Origin of the sequence: Azohydromonas aeria (genome assembly GCF_009760915.1) — a bacterium.
GTDB classification, from domain to species: domain Bacteria; phylum Pseudomonadota; class Gammaproteobacteria; order Burkholderiales; family Burkholderiaceae_C; genus Azohydromonas; species Azohydromonas aeria.
Genome location: NZ_VIDQ01000064.1, coordinates 1 through 22,009 on the forward strand (window position 1 = coordinate 1; position 22,009 = coordinate 22,009).

A 22,009-nucleotide genomic window follows, 5' to 3' on the forward strand; every position below is an offset into this window, starting at 1 on the left:
CCAGGAAGGTCAGCCACACGAACAGCCAGCGCGAGACCTCCTCGGACACCGTGATGCCGGAGTTGAAGGCGTAGCGCAGCACCACGTTGCCGAACACCAGCACCACCATGACGGCCAGCGCCAGGGCGATGAGGGCGTCAAGCACCCGGCAATAACCGTCTATCAGTCGCTTCATGGACCGTCTCCATTCATGGGCCCGGGCCGACGGCGGCGATGCGCGCCGGCCGGGCGGGCTTTCTCGTGATCGAGCCGCGCAAGGATGCGGCTTACTTCCTGGCGCGGATCTGGTCCAGCGCGGTGGACATCTCCTTGGCGGTGGCCTCGCCGAATTCCTTGCTGAACTTGGCCACCACCGGCTGCAGCTTCTCCTTCATGCGCGCCTGCTCGGCGGCCGGCAGCTCCGTCACCTGCATGCCCTGCTTCTTCAGCTCGGCCAGGGCGTTCTCGCTGAAGGCGCGGATGGTCTTGCGCTCGAAGACGGTGGCCTCGCGTGCGGCCTCCTGTACGGCCTTCTTCTCTTCAGCGCTGAAGCCGTCCCAGGTCTTCTTGGACAGCAGCAGCACCCAGGCGCTGTAGATGTGGCGCGACAGCACCGTGTGCTTCTGCACCTCGTAGAATTTGCTGGCCAGGATGGTGGCCAGCGGGTTCTCCTGGCCGTCCACGGCCTTCTGCTCCATGGCCGAGTACAGCTCGGTGAAGGGCATCGGCGTGGCGTTGGCGCCCAGGGTGTTGAAGGTGTCGATGAACAGCGGGTTCTGGATCACGCGCAGCTTCAGCCCGGCGAAGTCGTCGGCCTTGGTGATGGGCTTGCGGCTGTTGGTGACGTGGCGGAAGCCGTTCTCCCAGAACGCCAGGCCGATCAGGCCCTTCTCGGGCAGCTTGTCCAGCAGCTTCTGGCCGAAGGGGCCGTCGAGCAGCGCGTCGGCTTCCTGCTCGTTCTGGATCACCAGCGGCAGGTTGATGACGCCGAAGTCCTTGACCAGGCTCACCAGCGTGGAGCTGTCAGGCACCACCATCTCCTGCGTGCCACCGCGCAGCGCGGAGATCATGGTCACGTCGTTGCCCAGGGAGCCGCCGGCAAACAGCTTGGCGGTGATCTTGCCGCCGGTCTTCTGCGACAGCAGCTCGCCGAACTTCTTGACCGCCACGCCTTGCGGGTGGTCGTCGCTCAGGCCGATGCCGACCTTGAGAACTTTCTGCGCCAGGGCCGGGCCGGCCAGCGCGGACATCAGGGCGGCGGCGACGAGGAGGGAACGGGTCTTCATGGTGGATTCCTGCGAAGGGTGAAAGGAGGAGGGCGGGTCCCGTGGGTCCTGCGGGTTCTTGAAGGCGGGCAATGGGCGGGCTCAGGCCGCCGCGTCGCCGTGCAGCCATTGGCTGATGTGCCGCTGCGACTGCGACAGCGGCCATTGCGCGTCCACGCGCAGCACACCCGGCTCGCCCACCGGGGATTCGAGGGTGGCGAACTGGCTGTCCACCAGGTTGGCCGGGAAGAAGTGGCCGGTGCCGCGGCCGGCCACGCGGGCCAGGGCGTCGTCGCGGCCGATGTCGATGAAGACGAAGCGCAAGCCCGGCACGGCTGCGCGCAGCCGCTCGCGGTAGCGGCGCTTCAGCGCCGAGCAGGTCAGCACCGCGCCGGCAGGGCGCGCCTGCAGCTGGCGGCCGAGCTCGGTGAGCCAGCCGTCGCGGTCCTCGTCGGTGAGCGCGATGCCCTGGGCCATCTTCTGGCGGCTCGTGTCGCTGTGGAAGTCGTCGCCCTCGATCAACGGCAGGCCCTCGGCCTCGGCCACGGCCGCGCCCAGGCTTGACTTGCCGCAGCCGGCCACACCCATCACGACGATTGTTGCGGTCATTGGATAGCGCTGTCCGAGTGATCCAAAAAATTGAAGCGCCGAAGCGCTTCGCGGGATTGTCCAGAGATGCCGACCCCACTGCAAAAGTGCCGACCGGCTCTCGGATAGCGCTATCCTACGGGAAACGAAGCCTCTTTCCTGATCCGTACTAACCCGTAGCGATGGTGCAACCTCCTTCCCGCAAGAGAGCCACCGGCCGCGTGACGCTGGCCGATGTGGCGCGCCTGGCCGGTGTCAGTCCGATCACGGTGTCGCGGGCCCTGAGGGGCGAGCGGGCGGTGGACCCGGCGCTGGCGGCGCGTGCGCAGGACGCGGCGCGCGAGCTGGGCTACGTGCCCGACCTGGCGGCGCGCACGCTGGCCTCGCGCCACGGCACGCACGTGGCGGTGCTGATCCCGATGCTGTCCAACGCGCTGTTCGTGGACATGCTCGAAGCGCTGCAGGCCGTGCTGCGGCGCGCCGGCTACCAGACGCTGATAGGCATCACGCACTACGACGCCGAGGAGGAGGAGCAGCTGTTGCGCGAGCAACTGGCGCACCGGCCGGCGGGGCTGATGGTGACGGGGCTGGACCACAGCGCGGCCACGCTGGAGATGATGGCCCACAGCGGCGTGCCCTGCGTGCACCTGATGGAGACCAGCGACGGCGCGGGCGTGTACAGCGTGGGGCTGTCGCAGGCCGAGGCCGGCGCGGCGATGACGCGCCACCTGCTGGAGCGCGGGCGCCGGCGCATTGCCTTCGCCGCGGCGCAGCTCGACCCGCGCACGCTGCAGCGGCTCGACGGCTGGCGGCGCGAGCTGCGCGCCGCGGGGCTGCACGACGCGGCGCTGGAGTGGTGCGATCCGGCGCCGTCGTCGCTGGCACTGGGCGGGCGCATGTTCGAGGACATCCTGCGCCGCGACCCGGCGGTGGACGCCGTGTTCTTCTGCAACGACGACCTGGCGCAGGGCGCGCTGCTGGCGGCGCAACGCCTGGGCGTGGCGGTGCCGGGCCGCATCGCGGTGGCCGGCTTCAACGACCTGGTCGGCAGCGAGCTGATGGTGCCGGCGCTCACGACGGTGCGCACGCCGCGGCGCGAGATCGGCGAAGTCGGGGCCAGGCTGCTGCTGCAGCTCATCCGGCAAGAGCCGCCGGCGCAGGCCTCGATCGACCTGGGTTTCACGTTGGTGGTGCGGGAGAGCACCTGAGGTGCGATCCGCCTGGCGAAGACTCCGCGTGATTCAGGACTGTGTCAGCCGGGTCCGCAAAACTGTATGGGAGTGCAAGCGGCCCTCGCGCCAACGGCGCCAACGGCGCCAACGGCGTCCCGGGCGAAAGGGCACGGCAGTGGGTGTCCTGAGCCCGGCCTGCACATCTGCGTTGCGCTGCCTGCGCTGCAGCCCCGGCATGGGGCCGTGACCAGTCCTGTGAAGATGTGGGCCGACCTGGTTGATGACCGCGCTGCTTGAGGGCGGTGGAGCAGCGGCGAGGTTGGACGAGATGACGTGCGGATGTTCTTGCCCTCATGAGAACCATTGCCCCGCGCCGCCTGGCGCCCTGGCTGCTGTGGCCGTTTTCAGGTCTGGCGGCGGGTCTGGCCCTGGCCGGACTCCTGGCTTCGCACCAGCACCGTGCCAACGAGACCCTGGCCCAGGAGCGGCTGCAGGCACTGGCCGTGCGGGCCGGAGACCGGGTGCTGCGCCGCCTGCGCGTGTACGAGTACGGTCTGCTGGGTGCCCGCAGCGCCGTCGTCGCGGCCGGCAGCCAGGCCGACGAGATCTCGGTCGAGCAATTCCGGCGCTTCGGTGCGGCGCAGGACTTCCCGCGCCAGTACCCTGGCTTGACGGGCTTCTCGTTCGTGCGGCGTGTGCCCCCAGGTCAGGAGAACGCCTTTCTGGCCCAGATGCAACGGGACGGCTGGCCGCAGGTGCAGATCCACAGTACCGAGCCCCATGCCGGCGACCGCTTCGTGGTCCAGTACATCGAGCCCATCGAGGGCAATGCCAAGGCGCTCGGGTATGACGTCATGTCCGAGCCCAAGCGGCGCGAGGCGGCCCGGGCGGCCATTCGCGACGGCACGCTGACCGTTTCCGCCCCGATCCAGCTGGTGCAGAGCCCGACGCAGACCAACCGCTCCGTGGTGCTGTACCTGCCGGTCTACCGCGGGATCAGGACGCCGGAGCCGCCGCTGCGCGACGCCCAGGCTTTCGGGCTGGTGACGGCACCGCTGGCACTGCAGGACGTGCTCTTCGATTTCGACGACGAGGACGACGCGTACGCCCTGGCCTTGACGGACGTTACGCGGGCCCAGGCGCCGGAGCGCATCTATGTCGCGACACAGTGGCAACGCGACCCTTCGGCGCGGGTCGAGCAGGTCGTGCTGCCCGTCTACGGCCGCCGCTGGCAGCTGGAGGTGCAGGCCAGCCCGGCGTTCGTGCAGCGCCTGAACCTGCGCAGCCCGCTGGCCGTTGCCTTGCCCGCCACCGCCGCGTGCGTGCTGCTGGCCTCGCTGCTGGGTGCCGGGCTGCGTGCCCGGCAGCGCGAGCGCTTGATCGTTCAGGAGCGGGCCCAGACCGCCGCCGTGGTGGACGGCTCGCACGACGCGATCATCCGGCACACCCCGGCGGGCGAGATCCTGGCGTGGAACGCCGCGGCCGAGCGGCTGCTGGGCTGGCCGGCCGCCGAAGCGCTGGGCCGCGGGCTGTTGGCACTGATCGTGCCGGCCGATCAGCAGGACCACGCCCGCCAGGTGCTGGCGCGGGTACAGCGGGGCGAGGACGTGCCGCCGTTCGACACCGAGTGCGTGGGCCGTGACGGGCAGCTCGTGCCGGTGTCGCTGTCGGTGTCGCCGATCCGCAGCGAGGAGGGCGGCGTCATCGGCGTGGCCACCACGATTCGCGACATGCGCCTGCAGCGCGCGGCACAGGCGCAGTTGCGCCGCAGCGAGATGCAGGCCCGGCACACCGCCGAGCTGTTCGAGCAGCTCATCGAAAGCTCACCCGACCCGATCTGGACCATGGACCGGGAAGGCCGCTGGGCCATCGTGAACTCCGCCATGGCAGCCCTGCTGGGCCGTCCCCGTGAGTCCCTGGTGGGCCTGCGCAGCAGCGACGTGCTGCCCGCTGCGTTTGCCGCGCAGGCGGACCCGGAGGACCGGCGTGTCCTGCGGGACGGCCTCACCCTCAGGGTGGAGCAGACGCTGTTCGATCTCAGCCGGGGCGAGCCGCGATTCTTCCTCACGATCAAGGCCCCGCTGCGCGCGCCGGACGGGCGGATCACGGGCCTCGTGGGCCTGGCGCGGGACATCACCGAGCGCAGGGCCGCCGAGGAGCGCCTGGCCGAGTTCAACGCCACGCTGGAGCGGCGGGTGCGCGAGCGCACCACGGAGCTGGCGGCCGCGCGCGATGCCGCGGATGCGGCCAGCCGGGCCAAGAGCGCCTTCCTCGCCCACATGAGCCACGAGTTCCGCACGCCGCTCAATGCCGTCATCGGGTTGAGCCAGCTGTTGCTGCAGCGCCAGCTGCCCGAGGACGTGGTGCGCTTCGTGGGCCCCATCCACCAAGCCGGCGAGCAGCTGCTGGCGCTGACCAACGACGTGCTGGACCTCTCGCGCATCGAAGCGGGCGAGATGGCTCTGGAGTCCGTCGCCTTCGATCTGCCGGCCCTGCTCGACGCGGCGTGTGCCCTGGTGCGGCCGCAAGCCAACCAGAAGCGGCTGGCCTTGACGCTCGATGCCGCGGCGGGGCTGCCGGCCCGGCTGGTCGGCGACCCGCTGCGGCTCAAGCAAATCCTCATCAACCTGCTGAGCAACGCCGTGAAGTTCACGCCCGCGGGCAGCGTCACGCTGAGCGCCCGACCCCTGGCGAGCCAGGGAGCCCGGGTGCTGCTGCGCCTGGACGTGGCCGACACCGGCATCGGCATCGCACCCGAGGCGCAGGAGCGCATCTTCGAGGCCTTCGCGCAGGCCGACGCCTCGATCACACGGCGCTTCGGCGGCTCGGGGCTGGGCCTGTCCATCGTGCAGCGGCTGGTGGGCATGATGGATGGGGAGCTGACGCTGCAGAGCATGCCCGGCAAGGGCAGCATTTTCAGTGTCACGGTTGCGCTGGAACTGCCCGTGGCCGCCGAGCAGCACTGATACGGCCCAGCGAGCACCAAAGCAAAAGGGCCTGGAGCTGATGCCCGAGGCCCTGGGTGCTTGTTTTCCTGCGGTTCGATTCCCTTGAGGGAATTGGCGGAGGGAGCGGGATTCGAACCCGCGGTGGGCTATTAACCCACACACGCTTTCCAGGCGTGCGACTTAAACCACTCATCCATCCCTCCGCAGAAGATGGTTCGGTGCGTCGAACACCGAAGCCTCGGATTCTAGCCCATGAATCAGGGCCTTCCCGCCAACGGGGGACGACAACCGCAAAAAAAGTTGCGCGTGCGCCTCGGGTCGGATTCAGGGCGGCGGTTCAGCGCGGAGGCGGCACCTTGGCCGTCTGCGTCAGCGCCATGGCGCTGGCGATGAGGCCGCCGACCTCGCCCAGGCTGGCCGGCACGATCATGGTGTTGTTCTTCTGCGCCAGCTGCGCGAAGGCCTCCACACCCTTTTCGGCCACGCGCAGCTGCACGGCCTGCTCGCCGCCGGGCTGGCGGATGGCCTCGGCCACGCGCCGGATGGCGTCGGCGGTAGCCTCGGCCACGGCCAGGATCGCCGCGGCTTCGCCCTGCGCCTGGTTGATGTCGGCCTGCTTCTGGCCTTCGGAGCGGGCGATGAAGGCCTCGCGCTCGCCGGTGGCGATGTTGATCTGCTCCTGGCGCCGCCCTTCGGAGGCGGCGATGAGCGCGCGCTTCTCGCGCTCGGCGGTGATCTGCGCCTGCATCGCGCGCAGGATCTCCGCCGGCGGCGTGAGGTCCTTGATCTCGTAGCGCAGCACCTTCACGCCCCAGTTGAGCGCGGCCTCGTCGAGCGCGGCCACGACCTGCGCGTTGATCGCGTCGCGCTCCTCGAAGGTGCGGTCGAGCTCCATGCGGCCGATGATGCTGCGCAGCGTGGTCTGCGCCAGCTGCGTCACGGCCAGGATGTAGTTGGAGGAGCCGTAGCTCGCGCGCATCGGGTCCGTGACCTGGAAGTACAGGATGCCGTCCACGGTGAGCTGCGTGTTGTCGCGGGTGATGCAGACCTGGCTGGGCACGTCCAGCGGGATCTCTTTCAGCGAGTGCTTGTAGGCGACGCGGTCCACGAAGGGCACCAGCAGGCTCAGGCCCGGCGTGAGCGTCGTCTGGTACTTGCCCAGCCGCTCCACGACCCAGGCGTTCTGCTGCGGCACGACCTTGACCGAGCGCGCGATGAAGACGGCTGCGGCGGCCAGCAGCAGCAGGGCCAGGATGTCCATGGGTCAGCTTTCCTTGTCGTGAAGTTGAAATGCGGTGAGCTGTTCGCAGCGTCAGGCGGCGATGCGTTCGAGCAGCAGCCGGTTGCCCTCGACGGCGCGGATCAGGTGTTCGCCCGGCGTGGGCACGCCCGGGCCGACGTGGCGCGCCTGCCAGGACGCGCCCCGGTAGCGCACCAGCGCCTGGCCGTCGGCGTCCCAGTGCTCGACGCGCACGCGCTCGCCCACGTCCAGGTGCAGGTTGCGGTCGCGCGAAAGCGCCGTGCCGCGGCGGCGGCGCTGGTGCCACAGCGCCACCGTGGCCGCGCTGCCCAGCAGCGCGGCCACCACGAGCTGTGCCGTGAAGCCCAGCCCGGCATGAGCGGCCAGGGCGCCGGCCATCGTTCCCAGCGCCAGCATCAGCAAATAGAAGGTGCCGCTGGCCAGCTCAGCCAGCACCAGCGCGGCGGTGGCCAGCCACCACAGGGTTGCATCGTCCAGGTCCATGAGTTGCTCCCGTTGGCGGCAGGGGATCTCGCAAGGCCGCACTGTCGTCATATCCAGCGCCTACACTTCGCGGTTTTCCAGAAGGACCACTGCCTGCAAGGGCTGCCCGCAATGCTGCGTTACCGTTTCCCCATTTTCATCATCGACGAGGACTTCCGCTCGGAGAACACGTCGGGCCTCGGCATCCGGGCGCTGGCGCAGGCCATCGAGAAGGAAGGCTTCGAGGTGCTGGGCGTCACCAGCTATGGTGACCTGAGCCAGTTCGCGCAGCAGCAAAGCCGCGCCAGCGCGTTCATCCTGTCCATCGACGACGAGGAGTTCACCGCCGCCGAGGACGAGGAAGACACCGCGGTGCGCAACCTGCGCAAGTTCATCACCGAGATCCGCTTCCGCAACAGCGACATCCCGATCTACCTGTACGGCGAGACGCGCACCTCGCAGCACATTCCCAACGACATCCTGCGCGAGCTGCACGGCTTCATCCACATGTTCGAGGACACGCCGGAGTTCGTGGCGCGCCACATCATCCGCGAGGCCAAGAGCTACCTCGACGGGCTGGCGCCGCCCTTCTTCCGCGCGCTGGTGGACTACGCGCAGGATGGCTCCTACTCCTGGCACTGCCCCGGGCACTCCGGCGGCGTGGCCTTCCTGAAGAGCCCGGTGGGGCAGATGTTCCACCAGTTCTTCGGCGAGAACATGCTGCGCGCGGACGTGTGCAACGCGGTGGACGAGCTCGGCCAGCTGCTCGACCACACCGGCCCGGTGGCCGCGAGCGAGCGCAACGCGGCGCGCATCTTCAACGCCGACCACTGCTTCTTCGTCACCAACGGCACCAGCACCTCGAACAAGATGGTGTGGCACCACACGGTGGCGCCGGGCGACGTGGTGGTGGTGGACCGCAACTGCCACAAGAGCATCCTGCACTCGATCATCATGACCGGGGCGGTGCCGGTGTTCCTCACGCCCACGCGCAACCACTACGGCATCATCGGCCCGATCCCGCAAAGCGAGTTCAGCCGCGAGTCGATCCAGAAGAAGATCGCCGCCAACCCGCTGCTCGAAGGCGTCGATCCGGCCACGGTGCGCCCGCGCATCCTGACGCTGACGCAGAGCACCTACGACGGCGTGCTCTACAACACCGAGACCATCAAGGGCATGCTCGACGGCTGGATCGACACGATCCACTTCGACGAGGCCTGGCTGCCGCACGCCGCGTTCCACGGCTTCTACGGCTCCTACCACGCCATGGGCAAGAAGCGCGCTCGGCCCAAGCAGTCGATGGTCTACGCCACGCAAAGCACGCACAAGCTGCTCGCCGGCCTGTCGCAGGCCTCGCAGGTGCTGGTGCAGGACTCGCAGACGCAACAGCTCAACCGGCACCTCTTCAACGAGGCGTACCTGATGCACACGTCCACGTCGCCGCAGTACGCGATCATCGCGTCGTGCGACGTGGCCGCGGCCATGATGGAGCCGCCCGGCGGCACCGCGCTGGTGGAGGAAAGCCTGCGCGAGGCGCTGGACTTCCGCCGCGCCATGCTCAAGGTGGACAAGGACTTCGGCCACGACTGGTGGTTCAAGGTCTGGGGGCCGGAGCGGCCGCTCGCGGCCGAGGGCGTGGGGCAGGCCGACGACTGGATGCTGGGTGCCAACGAGGCCTGGCATGGCTTCGGCAACCTGGCGCCGGGTTTCAACATGCTCGACCCGATCAAGAGCACGATCATCACGCCGGGCCTGGACGTGGGCGGCGAGTTCGGCGAGACCGGCATCCCGGCCTCGATCGTCACCAAGTTCCTGGCCGAGCACGGCGTGGTGGTGGAGAAGACGGGGCTGTACTCGTTCTTCATCATGTTCACCATCGGCATCACCAAGGGCCGCTGGAACACGCTGCTGACGGCGCTGCAGCAGTTCAAGGACGATTACGACCGCAACCAGCCGATGTGGCGGATCCTGCCCGAGTTCTGCGCCGCGCATCCGCGCTACGAGCGCATGGGGCTGCGCGACCTGTGCCAGGCGATCCACAAGGAGTACAAGGCGTACGACGTGGCGCGGCTGACCACGGAGATGTACCTCTCCGACCTGCAGCCGGCCATGAAGCCCGCCGACGCCTTTGCCCGCATCGCGCACCGCGACACCGAGCGCGTGGAAGTCGACGAGCTCGAAGGGCGCATCACCACCTCGCTGGTGACGCCGTACCCGCCGGGCATCCCGCTGCTGATCCCGGGCGAGCGCTTCAACCGCAAGATCGTGGACTACCTGCGCTTCGTGCGCGCCTTCAACGAGAAATTCCCCGGCTTCGCCACCGACGTGCACGGCCTGGTGGAAGAAGAGGTGGATGGCGTGCGGCGCTATTACGTGGACTGCGTGCGCGCCTGAAGAGGCGTGCATGGCCCCTGGGCGGCGCACGCCGCCTCGGGGTCATCCGGAAATGAAAAACAGCGCCCGCGGGCGCTGTTTTTCATGGGGGGGAGGGCCGGCGGGGGTCAGCCGCGGTCGCCGCCCATGACCTGGCTGAAGCCGCCGTCGACGTAGGTGATCTCGGCGCTGATGCCCGAGGCCAGGTCCGACATCAGGAACGCGGCGGCGTTGCCGACGTCGTCGATGGTGACGTTGCGGCGCAGCGGGGCGTTGGTCTCGACGATGTCGAGGATCTTGCCGAAGCCCTTGATGCCCGAGGCGGCGAGCGTCTTGATCGGGCCGGCGGAGATGCCGTTGACGCGGATGCCGCGCGGGCCCAGGCTGGCGGCGAGGTAGCGCACGCTGGCTTCGAGCGCGGCCTTGGCCAGGCCCATGGTGTTGTAGGACGGCACGTAGCGCACGGCGCCCAGGTAGCTCAGTGTCAGCAGCGCGGCGTTGTCGCGCAGCATCGGCGCGGCGGCCTTGGCCATGGCGGGGAAGCTGTAGGCGGAGATGTCCTGCGCGATGCGAAAGCCCTCGCGTGAGAAGCCCTCCAGGAAGTCCCCGGCGATGGCCTCGCGCGGCGCGAAGCCGATGGAGTGCACGAAGCCGTCAAACTGCGGCCAGTGCTGCGACAGGTCCGCGAACAGCTTGGCGATTTGCGCGTCGTCGGCCACGTCGCAATCGAAGATCAGCTCCGAGTCGAACTCGTGCGCGAATTCGGTGATCCGCTCCTTGAAACGCTCGCCGACGTAGCTGAAGGCGAGCTCCGCGCCTTCGCGCTTGCAGGCGCGGGCGATGCCGTAGGCAATCGAGCGGTTGGACAGCAATCCCGTGATCAACAGCCGCTTGCCGGCAAGAAATCCCATGGTGGCTCCGAGAGGTCAAAATTAGCGGGCGGGATTCTCGCACGCGGCTTGCTGCTCATTGGCGGGGGCGAGTCGGTCACTTGCCGGTACAGCTCTTGCATAGTACAATCCGCATCTCGCTGAATAACCTGAATGGGCGGATCTTCCAGCCCTTTTTTTTTGCTTGATCGAATTTCGCATTTCACACCACTGCAACCGGAGACCGCGGGCGGCGCAAGCCGCGGGCGGGCAGGCATGAACTGGCAGGCAGCCATCGAGCGCACCGTCACGGGGCTGGGCTACGAGCTCGTCGAGGTCGAGCGGGCCGTGCGCGGCCTGCTGCGCGTGACCATCGACCGCATTCCTGGCCAGGCGTACCCGGGCGAGCCGTCCGACATGGTGACGGTGGACGACTGCGAAGCCGTGACGCGGCAGTTGCAGTACGTGCTGGAAGTCGAGAACGCCGACTACGCGCGGCTGGAAGTGTCCTCGCCGGGGCTGGATCGTCCGCTCAAGCGCGAGGCCGACTACGCGCGCTTTGCCGGCGAGTTGGTCGAGATCACGCTGAAGTTGCCGTTCCAGGGTCGCAAGAAGTACCGCGGCGTACTGCAGCCGCGCCCGGCGCAGGCGTCGGGCGATGTCGGCGCCGCGGGCGGCGAGGCGGCGGGCACGCTGGTGGCTGGCGGCGATCAGGCTCAGGTCGGCGGTTGGCGCCTGGTGCTGCAGGACGAGGCGGCAGCGGCGCGCAAGGGTGGCGGCAAGGGCGGACGCTCCAATGCCAAGGCGCGCGCCAAGCCCAGCGACGAGGAGGCGCCGGTGCAGGTGCTGGACTTCGCTTTCGATGAAGTGCGCGAGGCCCGGCTTGTACCGGTGGTGGATTTCAAGGGCCGGCGGGCCCGCGCTGCGCAGCCGCAAGAGCCGCAGCAGGACGGAGGAAGCACGGAATGAACCGCGAAATGTTGATGCTGGTGGATGCCATCTCGCGCGAGAAGAGCGTCGAGCGCGACGTGGTGTTTGGCGCCGTGGAGGCCGCGCTGGCCTCGGCGACCAAGAAGCTGCACGGCGGCGAGGTCGACATTCGCGTGCACATGGACCGCGACACCGGCGAATACGAGACCTTCCGCCGCTGGCTGGTGGTGCCTGACAGCGCCGGGCTGCAGAACCCCGACGCCGAGGAGCTGCTCTCCGACGCCAGGGACCGCATCGCCGACATCGAGGAAGGCGACTACATCGAGGAGCCGATCGAGTCCGTGACCATCGGGCGCATCGGCGCGCAGGCCGCCAAGCAGGTGATCCTGCAGAAGATCCGCGACGCCGAGCGCGAGCAGTTGCTCAACGACTTCCTCGCCCGCGGCGAGAAGATCATGGTCGGTACCGTCAAGCGCCTCGACAAGGGCGACCTGATCGTCGAGAGCGGGCGCGTCGAGGGCCGGCTCAAGCGTGGCGAGATGATCCCGAAGGAAAACCTGCGCACGGGCGACCGTGTGCGCGCCTTCATCGCCGGCATCGACCCGACCGTGCGCGGGCCGCAGATCATGCTCTCGCGCGCGGCGCCGGGCTTCATGATCGAGCTGTTCGCGCAGGAAGTGCCCGAGATCGAGCAGGGCCTGCTGGAGATCAAGAGCTGCGCCCGCGACCCGGGCAGCCGCGCCAAGATCGCCGTGCTGTCGCACGACAAGCGCGTGGACCCGATCGGCACCTGCGTGGGCGTGCGCGGCTCGCGCGTGAACGCGGTGACGAACGAGCTCGCCGGCGAGCGCGTGGACATCGTCTTGTGGTCCGAGGATCCGGCCCAATTTGTGATCGGTGCGCTGGCCCCGGCCAACGTGCAGTCGATCGTGGTGGACGAGGAGCGCCACGCCATGGACGTGGTGGTGGACGAGGAAAACCTAGCCATCGCCATCGGCCGCGGCGGCCAGAACGTGCGCCTGGCCTCCGACCTCACCGGCTGGCGCATCAACATCATGACGGCCGAGGAATCGCAGGCCAAGCAGGCTACCGAGACCGAGAAGCTGCGCCGTCTGTTCGTGGAGAAGCTCGACGTGGACGAGGAGGTCGCCGACATCCTCATCGCCGAGGGCTTTGCCAGCCTCGAAGAGGTGGCCTACGTTCCCATGCAGGAAATGCTGGAGATCGAGGCCTTCGACGAGGACACCGTGGGCGAGCTGCGCAAGCGCGCCAAGGATGCGCTGCTGACCCTGGAGATTGCGCGTGAGGAAGCCGTGGAAGAGGTGTCGCAGGACCTGCGCGACCTCGACGGCCTCACGCCCGAAGTGATTGCCAAGCTGGCCGATGGCGGGGTGCATACCCGCGACGACCTGGCCGACCTGGCCGTCGATGAACTGACTGAAATGACCGGCCTGGACGACGTGGCGGCCAAGGCTCTGATCATGAAGGCGCGTGAACATTGGTTCACCACCTGAGCATCATCCTGAGACCACGCCCGCAAGACCGCATCGCCCAGCAAGCAAGGATTCCCACAATGGCCGTGACCACCGTCGCACAGTTTGCCGCCCAGCTCAATCGCCCGGCGACGACTTTGCTCGAGCAACTGCAGTCTGCCGGTGTGAGCAAGCGCTCCACCGACGACGCGCTCACCGACGCCGACAAGGAGCGGCTGCTGGCGCACCTGCGCAGCAGCCATGGCACCGGCGCGGGCGCTGATCGCAAGAAGATCACGCTCACCAGCCGCAGCACCAGCGAGATCAAGCAGGCCGATGCCTCGGGCAAGGCGCGCACGATCCAGGTTGAAGTGCGCAAGAAGCGCACCTTCGTCAAGCCCGACGAATCACCGGCCGCGCCGGAGATCTCCGCCGAGGAACTGCAGCGCCGCGAGGAAGAAGCGCGGGCGCAGGCCGAGGCCCTGCGTCGCCAGGAAGAGGAACTGGCCGAGCGCCAGCGCCAGCGCGAGGCCGAGGAAAAGCGCCAGCGCGAGGAGGCCGAGGCCGCCCGCCGCGCCCGCGAAGCCGAGGAAGCGGCCGCCCGCGAGCGCGAGGCCGCTGCCGCGGCGCAAGCAGCGCAGGCCCAGCAGGCGGCTTCCGCCGCCACTGCCGCCACTGCAGCCAAGACTGCCCGCGAGCCGGCCGCCGCGCGCGCCGCCGCCGACGCCGCCGCGCTGCAGGCCGCCTCGCGCCGCCAGCAGGCCGCGCGCCACGCGCCGCGCAATGCCCCGCGCAATGCCGCCGCCGCGCCTGCGCCGGCTGCTGCCGCTCCGGCGCCCGTGGCCGCGCCGGCTCCCGCCGCTCCCGCCCCCGTGGCCGCCGCGCCGGCGCCCGCGCCGGCTCCCGAAGTGCCGGCCAAGCCCGCGCTGCGCGTGGTGAAGGCCGCCGAGGTGGCCGACGCCGAGAAGCAGCGCCTGGCCGACCTGGAGCGCCGCCGCAAGGCCGCCGAGGCCGAGGCCGCCGCCATCCGCGCCATGATGAATGCGCCCAAGAAGGTGCTCGTGGCCAAGAAGGAGGAGCCCAAGCCGGCGCCCGCGCCGATCAAGGGCACCATCCACAAGCCCGCCGTGGCCGCCAAGCCGGGCGGCGCGGGCGCGACCACCCAGGCCACCGCCGCGCCCGGCGCGGCCAAGCCGGGCGACAAGAAGTCCGTCAAGTCCGAGAAGCTGTCTTCGAGCTGGGCCGACGACGCCGCCAAGAAGCGCGCCGCGCTCAAGGGCCGCGGCGGCGACGCCGGGGCCGCGGGCGGCGCCCGCGCCGGCTGGCGCTCGCCGCGCGGCGGCCGCCGTGGCGGCGACCGTGACGAGCGCGCAGGCTCCGGCTTCGTGGCGCCCAACGAGCCGCAAGTGCAGGAAGTGCACGTGCCCGAGACCATCAGCGTGGCCGACCTGGCGCACAAGATGAGCGTCAAGGCCTCCGAGGTCATCAAGCAGCTGATGAAGCTGGGCCAGATGGTCACCATCAACCAGCAGCTCGACCAGGAGACCGCGATGATCGTGGTCGAGGAAATGGGCCACAAGGCGCTGGCCGCCAAGCTCGACGATCCGGAAGCCTTCCTGGAGGAAGACGCCGCCACCAGCAGCGCGGAGCAGAAGCCGCGCGCCCCGGTGGTCACGGTCATGGGCCACGTCGACCACGGCAAGACCTCGCTGCTGGACTACATCCGCCGTGCCCGCGTGGCCGCCGGTGAAGCGGGCGGCATCACGCAGCACATCGGCGCCTACCACGTCGAGACGCCGCGCGGCATCATCACCTTCCTCGACACCCCGGGCCACGAGGCGTTCACCGCCATGCGTGCCCGCGGCGCCAAGGCCACCGACATCGTGATCCTGGTGGTGGCCGCCGACGACGGCGTGATGCCCCAGACCAAGGAAGCCATCCACCACGCCAAGGCGGCCGGCGTGCCGCTGGTGGTGGCGATCAACAAGATCGACAAGCCCGACTCCAACCTGGAGCGCGTGCGCAGCGAACTGGTGGCCGAGCAGGTCGTGCCGGAAGAGTTCGGCGGCGACTCGCCCTTCGTGCCCGTGTCCGCGCGCACCGGCCAGGGCATCGACGACCTGCTGGAGCAGGTGCTGCTGCAGGCCGAGGTGCTGGAGCTCAAGGCGGCCGAAGACGCGCTGGCCAAGGGCCTGGTGATCGAAGCGCGCCTGGACAAGGGCCGCGGTCCCGTGGCCACGGTGCTGGTGCAAAGCGGCACCCTCAAGAAGGGCGACGTGGTGCTGGCGGGTTCGAGCTACGGCCGCGTGCGCGCCATGCTCGACGAGGACGGCAAGGCCACCGAGGCCGCCGGTCCGTCGATCCCCGTGGAGATCCAGGGCCTGACCGAGGTGCCGCAGGCCGGCGACGAGTTCATGGTGCTGGCCGACGAGCGCCGCGCCCGCGAGATCGCCACCTTCCGCCAGGGCAAGTACCGCGACGTCAAGCTGGCCAAGCAGCAGGCCGCCAAGCTGGAGAACATGTTCGACCAGATGGGCGCCGGCGACGTGCAGACGCTGCCGCTGATCATCAAGGCCGACGTGCAGGGCTCGCAGGAAGCGCTGGCGTCCTCGCTGCTCAAGCTCTCGACCGAAGAGGTCAAGGTGCAGATCGTGCACGCGGCCGTGGGCGGCATCAGCGAGAGCGACGTCAACCTGGCCATCGCCTCCAAGGCGGTGATCGTGGGCTTCAACGTGCGTGCCGATGCCGGCGCGCGCAAGCTCGCCGAGAACAACGGCGTGGACCTGCGCTACTACAACATCATCTACGACGCCGTCGACGAGATCCGCTCGGCGATGTCGGGGATGCTGGCGCCGGAGCAGAAGGAAGAGGCCCTGGGCACGGCGGAGATCCGCACCGTGTTCGTCGCCTCCAAGATCGGCACCGTGGCGGGCTGCATGGTCACCTCGGGCCTGGTGCGCCGCAACGCGCGCTTCCGCCTGCTGCGCGAGAACGTGGTCATCTACACCGGCGAGATCGAGTCGGTGCGCCGCTTGAAGGACGACGTGCGCGAGGTCAAGGAAGGCTTCGAGTGCGGCATCAAGCTCAAGAACTACAACGACATCGCCGAAGGCGACCAGATCGAGGTGTTCGAGATCAAGGAGGTGGCGCGCACGCTGTAATCCGCAGCCTGTACGCCCCTTCCTGACGCAGCCCCGCCCACCAGGGCGGGGTTTGTACTTCAGGAGCGCCGCATGCGACACAAGAGAAGCATTCCCAACCGCAGTTTCCGCATCGCCGACCAGATCCAGCGCGACGTGGCCGAGCTCGTGCGCGAGCTCAAGGACCCGCGCGTCGGCATGGTCACGATCAATGCCGTCGAGGTCACCCCCGACTACGCCCACGCCAAGGTGTTCTTCTCGCTGCTGGTGGGCGACCCGCAGGAGACGCAGCAGGCCCTGAACGAGGCCGCCGGTTTCCTGCGCAACGGCCTGTTCAAGCGCCTGCAGATCCACACCGTGCCGACGCTGCACTTCCAGTTCGACCGCACCACCGAGCGCGCGGCCGAGCTCGGCGCCCTCATCTCGCAGGCCAACGCCACGCGGGCCAAGGACGACTGAGACCATGAGCCGCGCCGCGCGCCCCGCGCGCCCCCGCACCATCCGCCGCGCGCTGCACGGCGTGCTGCTGCTGGACAAGCCGCTGGGCTGGTCCAGCAACGACGCGCTGCAGAAGGTCAAGTGGCTGCTGCGCGCCGAGAAGGCCGGCCACACCGGCACGCTCGACCCGCTGGCCACGGGCCTGCTGCCGCTGTGCTTCGGCGCGGCGACCAAGTTCTCCCAGGTCAGCCTGGAGGCCGACAAGCGCTACACCGCCACCCTCAAGCTCGGCCAGGTCACGTCCACCGGCGATGCCGAGGGCGAGGTGCTGAGCGAGCGGCCGGTGGCCGTGGACCGTGCCGCGATCGAGGCCGCCTGCGCGCGGCTGACCGGCGAGATCGAGCAGCTGCCGCCGATGCACTCCGCGCTCAAGAAGGACGGCAAGGCGCTGTACGAGTACGCGCGCGCCGGAATCGAGGTGGAACGCACGCCGCGCCGCATCACGATTCACGCCATTGACATCCTGCAATGGCACGATGACGCGCTGGTGCTGGACGTGCGCTGCAGCAAGGGCACCTACGTGCGCACGCTGGCGCAGGACTTGGGCGAGCTGCTGGGCTGCGGCGCGCACCTGTCGGCGCTGCGCCGCACCGGCAGCGGGGCGCTGACGGTGTCGCGAGCCATCACGCTCGAAGCGCTGGAGGCGCTCGACGAGGCCGCGCGCGTGGCACTGCTGCAGCCGCCCGACGCGCTGGTGCTGGACTGGCCGGAAATCCGGCTGCCGGCCGAGGAGGCCGGCCGCTTCCTGTCGGGCCTGCGCCGGCGCGTGCCGCTGGCCGACATGCCGGCCGTGCGCGTCTACGGCCCGGAGCCGCTGGCCTTCCTGGGCACGGCCCAGGTGCGCGGCGGCGACCTCATTGCGCAGCGCCTGCTCAGCCCACCCGAGGTGCAGGCGCTGCTCCAACCTGTTGTCAACGTTTCACAAGGCGCCGCGGCGCAGCCGGCCATCGCAGCCGCACTGAATCCCTGAAAGACCCGTTCCCATGAGCAAGCAGATTCGCAACATCGCCATCATCGCGCACGTCGACCATGGCAAGACCACGATGGTGGACCAGCTCCTGCGCCAGTCCGGCACCTTCGCCGAGCACGAGAAGGTCGTCGATACCGTGATGGACTCCAACGCCATCGAGCGCGAGCGTGGCATCACCATCCTGGCCAAGAACTGCGCCGTGAGCTGGCAGGGCACGCACATCAACATCGTGGACACCCCGGGCCACGCCGACTTCGGCGGCGAGGTCGAGCGCGCGCTGTCGATGGTGGACGGCGTGGTGCTGCTCATCGACGCGCAGGAAGGCCCGATGCCGCAGACGCGCTTCGTGACCAAGAAGGCGCTGGCGCTGGGCCTCAAGCCCATCGTCGTCGTCAACAAGGTCGACAAGCCCGGCGCCAACTGCGACAAGGTCATCAACGCCGCCTTCGACCTCTTCGACAAGCTCGGCGCCAACGACGAGCAGCTCGACTTCCCCGTGGTCTACGCCTCGGGCATCAACGGCTGGACCTCGCTGGAAGAGGGCGCCCCGGGCGAGCAGTGGGGCCCCGACATGTCGGCCCTGTTCGACACCATCCTCAAGCACGTGCCGGCGCATCAGGGCGACCCGGAAGCGCCGCTGCAGCTGCAGATCTCGGCGCTGGACTACAACAACTTCGTCGGCCGCATCGGCGTGGGCCGCGTCAACGCCGGCAAGATCAAGCCGGCCATGAACGTGCTGGTGATGGAAGGCCCGGACGGCAAGTCCTTCACCGGCCGCGTCAACCAGGTGCTGACCTTCCAGGGCCTGGACCGCATCCAGGTCACCGAGGCCGGCCCGGGCGACATCGTGCTGATCAACGGCATCGAGGACATCGGCATCGGCGTCACCGTGACCGACCCGGCCGACCCGCAGCCGCTGCCGATGCTCAAGATCGACGAGCCGACGCTGACCATGAACTTCTGCGTCAACAACTCGCCGCTGGCCGGCCGCGAGGGCAAGTTCGTCACCAGCCGCCAGATCTGGGACCGGCTGCAGAAGGAGCTGCAGAGCAACGTCGCGCTGCGTGTGAAGGAAACCGACGAGGACGGCATCTTTGAAGTCGCCGGCCGCGGCGAGCTGCACCTGACCATCCTGCTGGAGAACATGCGCCGCGAGGGCTACGAGCTGGCCGTCTCCAAGCCGCGCGTGGTGTTCCGCGAGATCGACGGCGTGAAGATGGAGCCGATCGAGCTGGTCACGGCCGACATCGAGGAAGGCCACCAGGGCGGCGTGATGCAGGCGCTGGGCGAGCGCAAGGGCGAGCTGGTCAACATGGAGCCGGACGGCCGCGGCCGTGTGCGCCTGGAGTACCGCATCCCGGCGCGCGGCCTGATCGGCTTCTCCAACGAGTTCCTGAACCTCACCCGCGGCTCGGGCCTGATCTCCAGCCTCTTCGACGGCTACGAGCCCTTCAAGGGCGACGTGGGCGGCCGCAAGAACGGCGTGCTGATCTCCATGGACGACGGCGAGATCTTCACCTACGCCCTGGGCAAGCTCGACGACCGCGGCCGCATGTTCGTCAAGGCCGGCGACCCGGTGTACGAGGGCATGATCGTCGGCGTGCACAACCGCGACAACGACCTGGTCGTCAACGCCACGCGCACCAAGCAGCTCACGAACTTCCGCGTCAGCGGCAAGGAAGACGCCATCAAGATCACGCCGCCGATCGAGTGCACGCTGGAATACGGCGTGGAGTTCATCGAGGACGACGAGCTGGTCGAGATCACGCCGAAGTCGGTGCGGCTGCGCAAGCGCTTCCTGAAGGAACACGAGCGCAAGCGTGCTTCGCGTGAGGGTGCATAAGCACCCTCACGCTGCGCACGCGGCGCGCAGGATGGGGCACCCCCCAGCCCCCCGCCGAGCGGGGGTTCCAGCTTGACTGACGCCCGGGCCGCATTCGCGGCCCTCTTTCATTGGGGCGGCCGATCTGCTGCGGCGAGGTGCCTGCTCTCTGTCGTGCTTCTGCCTGAATACCTTTCATCGCCTCGTACCCTGGAGTTGCCATTGCCATGACCCACCGCCAAGGCATTGCCGCCATGCTGCTCGTGACCCTGCTGTGGAGCATCGCGGGGGTGGTGACGCGGCACCTGGACAGCGCGGCCAGCTTCGAGGTGACGTTCTGGCGCAGTGCCTTCAACGCGCTGGCGCTGGGCGCCTTGCTGGCCTTCATCCGCGGGCCGCGCGCGGTGTGGGCCACGCTGCGCACGGGCGGGCGCACGCTGTGGCTGTCGGGCCTGTGCTGGAGCGTGATGTTCACCGCCTTCATGGTGGCGCTCACGCTCACGACCGTGGCCAACGTGCTGGTGACGATGGCGCTGGGCCCGCTGTTCACGGCGCTGCTGTCGCGCTTCGTGCTCAAGCACCGGCTGGCAGCGCGCACCTGGTTCGCCATCGTGCTGGCGGGCGTGGGCATCGGCTGGATGTACGGGAATGAACTGCTGCACAGCGACGCGCGGGCGCTGGTGGGCATCGGCGTGGCGCTGGCCGTGCCGCTGGCCGCGGCCACCAACTGGACGGTGCTGCAGTACAGCCGCCGCCGCGGCGCCGCGCAGGGCGACGGCGGCGGCGACATGCTGCCGGCGGTGCTGATCGGCGCGCTGCTGTCGGCCGCCGCGACGCTGCCGCTGGCCGCTCCGTTCCGCGCCACGGCCATGGACCTCGGCCTGCTGGCGATGCTCGGCGCGCTGCAGCTGGCCGTGCCCTGCCTGCTGTGCGTGGCGGTGTCGCGCGTGCTGCACGCGCCGGAGATGGCGCTGCTGGGGCTGCTGGAAGTGCTGTTCGGCGTGCTGTGGGCCTGGCTGGGGGCCGGGGAGACGCCGTCGTCCTCCGTGCTGGCCGGCGGCACGCTGGTGCTGGGAGCGCTGGCGCTGGATGCGGCGTTGGGGTTGAGGCAGGGCGGGGCTGCCGCAGCAGCCTCGAAAACGTCACAACCCCAGGCCGGCGGCCGGCAGCGCGCCTGAGGACAATCCCGCCCGTGATGAATCCCGCCACCCCCGCTTCCCCCGCCGTGTCCCCCTGGCGCCTGTCCGTCGCGCCGATGCTCGACTGGACCGACCGCCACTGCCGCTACTTCCACCGCCTCATCACGCGCCACGCCCGGCTCTACACCGAGATGGTGACCACCGGCGCGCTGCTGCACGGCGACAGGCCCCGCCACCTCGACTTCAACCCCGAGGAGCACCCGCTGGCGCTGCAGCTCGGCGGCAGCGAGCCGGCCGACCTGGCCGCTTGCGCCAGGCTGGCGCAGGACTGGGGCTACGACGAGGTCAACCTCAACTGCGGCTGCCCCAGCGAGCGCGTGCAGCGCGGCGCCTTCGGCGCCTGCCTCATGGCCGAATCCGCGCTGGTGGCCGAGGGCGTCAAGGCCATGCGCGACGCGGTCAGCATCGACGTGACGGTGAAGCACCGCATCGGCATCGACGGCATCGAGTCCTACGACTTCGTGCGCGACTTCGTCGGCACCGTGGCCGAGGCCGGCTGCGAGGTCTTCATCGTCCACGCCCGCAATGCCTGGCTCCAGGGCCTGAGCCCCAAGGAGAACCGCGAGGTGCCGCCGCTGCGCTACGGCTTCGTGCATCAGCTCAAGCGCGACTTCCCGCACCTCACCATTGTGCTCAACGGCGGCGTCAAGGGCGACGACGAGATCGCCGAGCACCTGCGTCACGTGGACGGCGTGATGGTGGGCCGGCAGGCCTACCACGAGCCCTGGAGCATGGCGGCGTGGGACGAGCGCTTCTTCGGCGACGCGCCCCAGCCGCACGACCGCGCCCAGGTCGAGGCGCTGATGGTCGAGTACATGGCGCGCCAGGCGGGCCGCGGCGTGGCCTGGTCGCACGTCGCGCGCCACATGCTCGGCCTGTGGAACGGCATGCCCGGCGCGCGGCGCTGGCGCCAGGTCTGGAGCGACCACCGCCTCAAGGGCGAGGCGCCGCAGGCGGTGTGGCGCCTGGCGCAGCGCCCGGCGACGGCCGCGTCCACCACGCCGGTCCCGGCCTGAAGCGCTCTTGACGCGGCGCGCCACGCGGCGTGCCGCACCCTCCGC

At 69.5% G+C, this 22,009-nt stretch carries 17 protein-coding genes and 1 tRNA gene; 11 read left to right on the forward strand and 7 right to left on the reverse strand.

The features are described from left to right. The 3 genes from FJ694_RS27085 to FJ694_RS27095 all read right to left on the reverse strand — a co-directional run. The coding region (locus FJ694_RS27085; protein WP_157270664.1) for a TRAP transporter small permease at positions 1-175 on the reverse strand (175 nt) is incomplete at its 3' end. A gap of 91 nt (positions 176-266) precedes the next feature. Continuing rightward, positions 267-1,265: a TRAP transporter substrate-binding protein gene (locus tag FJ694_RS27090; protein WP_157270665.1), complete on the reverse strand. Its 999-nt coding sequence runs from the start codon at positions 1,263-1,265 to the stop codon at positions 267-269. 81 nt (positions 1,266-1,346) lie between these two features. Continuing rightward, on the reverse strand, positions 1,347-1,853 hold the full coding sequence (locus FJ694_RS27095; RefSeq protein ID WP_232540241.1) for a gluconokinase: 507 nt from the start codon (positions 1,851-1,853) through the stop codon (positions 1,347-1,349). Positions 1,854-2,014: 161 nt separating this feature from the next. Between FJ694_RS27095 and gntR the strand changes: the two genes are divergently transcribed. Together gntR and FJ694_RS27105 are read left to right on the forward strand one after the other, a co-directional pair. Next, positions 2,015-3,040, forward strand: coding sequence for an HTH-type transcriptional regulator GntR (gene gntR / locus FJ694_RS27100; RefSeq protein ID WP_157270666.1), 1,026 nt, complete (start codon positions 2,015-2,017; stop codon positions 3,038-3,040). 317 nt (positions 3,041-3,357) lie between these two features. Continuing rightward, positions 3,358-5,970: a CHASE domain-containing protein gene (locus FJ694_RS27105; protein WP_157270667.1), complete on the forward strand. Its 2,613-nt coding sequence runs from the start codon at positions 3,358-3,360 to the stop codon at positions 5,968-5,970. A gap of 94 nt (positions 5,971-6,064) precedes the next feature. Here the strand turns inward: FJ694_RS27105 and FJ694_RS27110 are convergent. From FJ694_RS27110 to FJ694_RS27120, 3 genes are all read right to left on the reverse strand, one after another. Continuing rightward, a tRNA-Ser gene (locus FJ694_RS27110) sits at positions 6,065-6,155 on the reverse strand. Between the two features lie 134 nt (positions 6,156-6,289). Continuing rightward, on the reverse strand, positions 6,290-7,213 hold the full coding sequence (locus FJ694_RS27115) for an SPFH domain-containing protein (RefSeq protein WP_157270668.1): 924 nt from the start codon (positions 7,211-7,213) through the stop codon (positions 6,290-6,292). Positions 7,214-7,264: 51 nt separating this feature from the next. Continuing rightward, complete coding sequence (locus FJ694_RS27120) at positions 7,265-7,696, reverse strand: NfeD family protein (RefSeq protein WP_310735069.1); 432 nt, start codon at positions 7,694-7,696, stop codon at positions 7,265-7,267. 111 nt (positions 7,697-7,807) lie between these two features. Here FJ694_RS27120 and FJ694_RS27125 point away from each other — a divergent pair, with 111 nt between their 5' ends. Then, on the forward strand, positions 7,808-10,069 hold the full coding sequence (locus FJ694_RS27125) for an arginine/lysine/ornithine decarboxylase (RefSeq protein WP_198321017.1): 2,262 nt from the start codon (positions 7,808-7,810) through the stop codon (positions 10,067-10,069). 107 nt (positions 10,070-10,176) lie between these two features. On the opposite strand, the gene fabI is transcribed toward FJ694_RS27125, so the two are convergent. After that, entirely contained in the window at positions 10,177-10,959 is a 783-nt protein-coding gene (fabI, locus tag FJ694_RS27130) for an enoyl-ACP reductase FabI (RefSeq protein WP_157270669.1), read from the reverse strand. Between the two features lie 234 nt (positions 10,960-11,193). Between fabI and rimP the strand changes: the two genes are divergently transcribed. The 8 genes from rimP (at position 11,194) to dusA (ending at position 21,964) form a co-directional block, all read left to right on the forward strand. Further along, positions 11,194-11,886, forward strand: a complete 693-nt coding sequence (gene rimP, locus FJ694_RS27135; protein WP_157270670.1) for a ribosome maturation factor RimP — start codon at positions 11,194-11,196, stop codon at positions 11,884-11,886. Then, positions 11,883-13,361 (forward strand): transcription termination factor NusA, encoded by a 1,479-nt coding sequence (gene nusA / locus FJ694_RS27140; RefSeq protein ID WP_157270671.1) that lies wholly within the window; start codon positions 11,883-11,885, stop codon positions 13,359-13,361. The genes rimP and nusA overlap by 4 nt, the downstream gene beginning before the upstream one ends. 59 nt (positions 13,362-13,420) lie before the next feature. Beyond that, a complete protein-coding gene (gene infB / locus FJ694_RS27145) occupies positions 13,421-16,480 on the forward strand; it encodes a translation initiation factor IF-2 (protein ID WP_157270672.1) in 3,060 nt (1,019 codons plus the stop codon). A 72-nt stretch (positions 16,481-16,552) separates the two neighbouring features. Next, entirely contained in the window at positions 16,553-16,918 is a 366-nt protein-coding gene (gene rbfA, locus FJ694_RS27150; protein WP_157270673.1) for a 30S ribosome-binding factor RbfA, read from the forward strand. A 4-nt stretch (positions 16,919-16,922) separates the two neighbouring features. Further along, positions 16,923-17,927: a tRNA pseudouridine(55) synthase TruB gene (gene truB / locus FJ694_RS27155; RefSeq protein WP_157270674.1), complete on the forward strand. Its 1,005-nt coding sequence runs from the start codon at positions 16,923-16,925 to the stop codon at positions 17,925-17,927. 13 nt (positions 17,928-17,940) lie between these two features. After that, positions 17,941-19,770 (forward strand): translational GTPase TypA, encoded by a 1,830-nt coding sequence (gene typA / locus FJ694_RS27160; protein WP_157270675.1) that lies wholly within the window; start codon positions 17,941-17,943, stop codon positions 19,768-19,770. Positions 19,771-19,976: 206 nt separating this feature from the next. Beyond that, positions 19,977-20,927 (forward strand): DMT family transporter, encoded by a 951-nt coding sequence (locus FJ694_RS27165; RefSeq protein WP_157270676.1) that lies wholly within the window; start codon positions 19,977-19,979, stop codon positions 20,925-20,927. Positions 20,928-20,944: 17 nt separating this feature from the next. Next, entirely contained in the window at positions 20,945-21,964 is a 1,020-nt protein-coding gene (gene dusA, locus FJ694_RS27170) for a tRNA dihydrouridine(20/20a) synthase DusA (protein ID WP_157270677.1), read from the forward strand. Positions 21,965-22,009 lie beyond the last annotated feature (45 nt).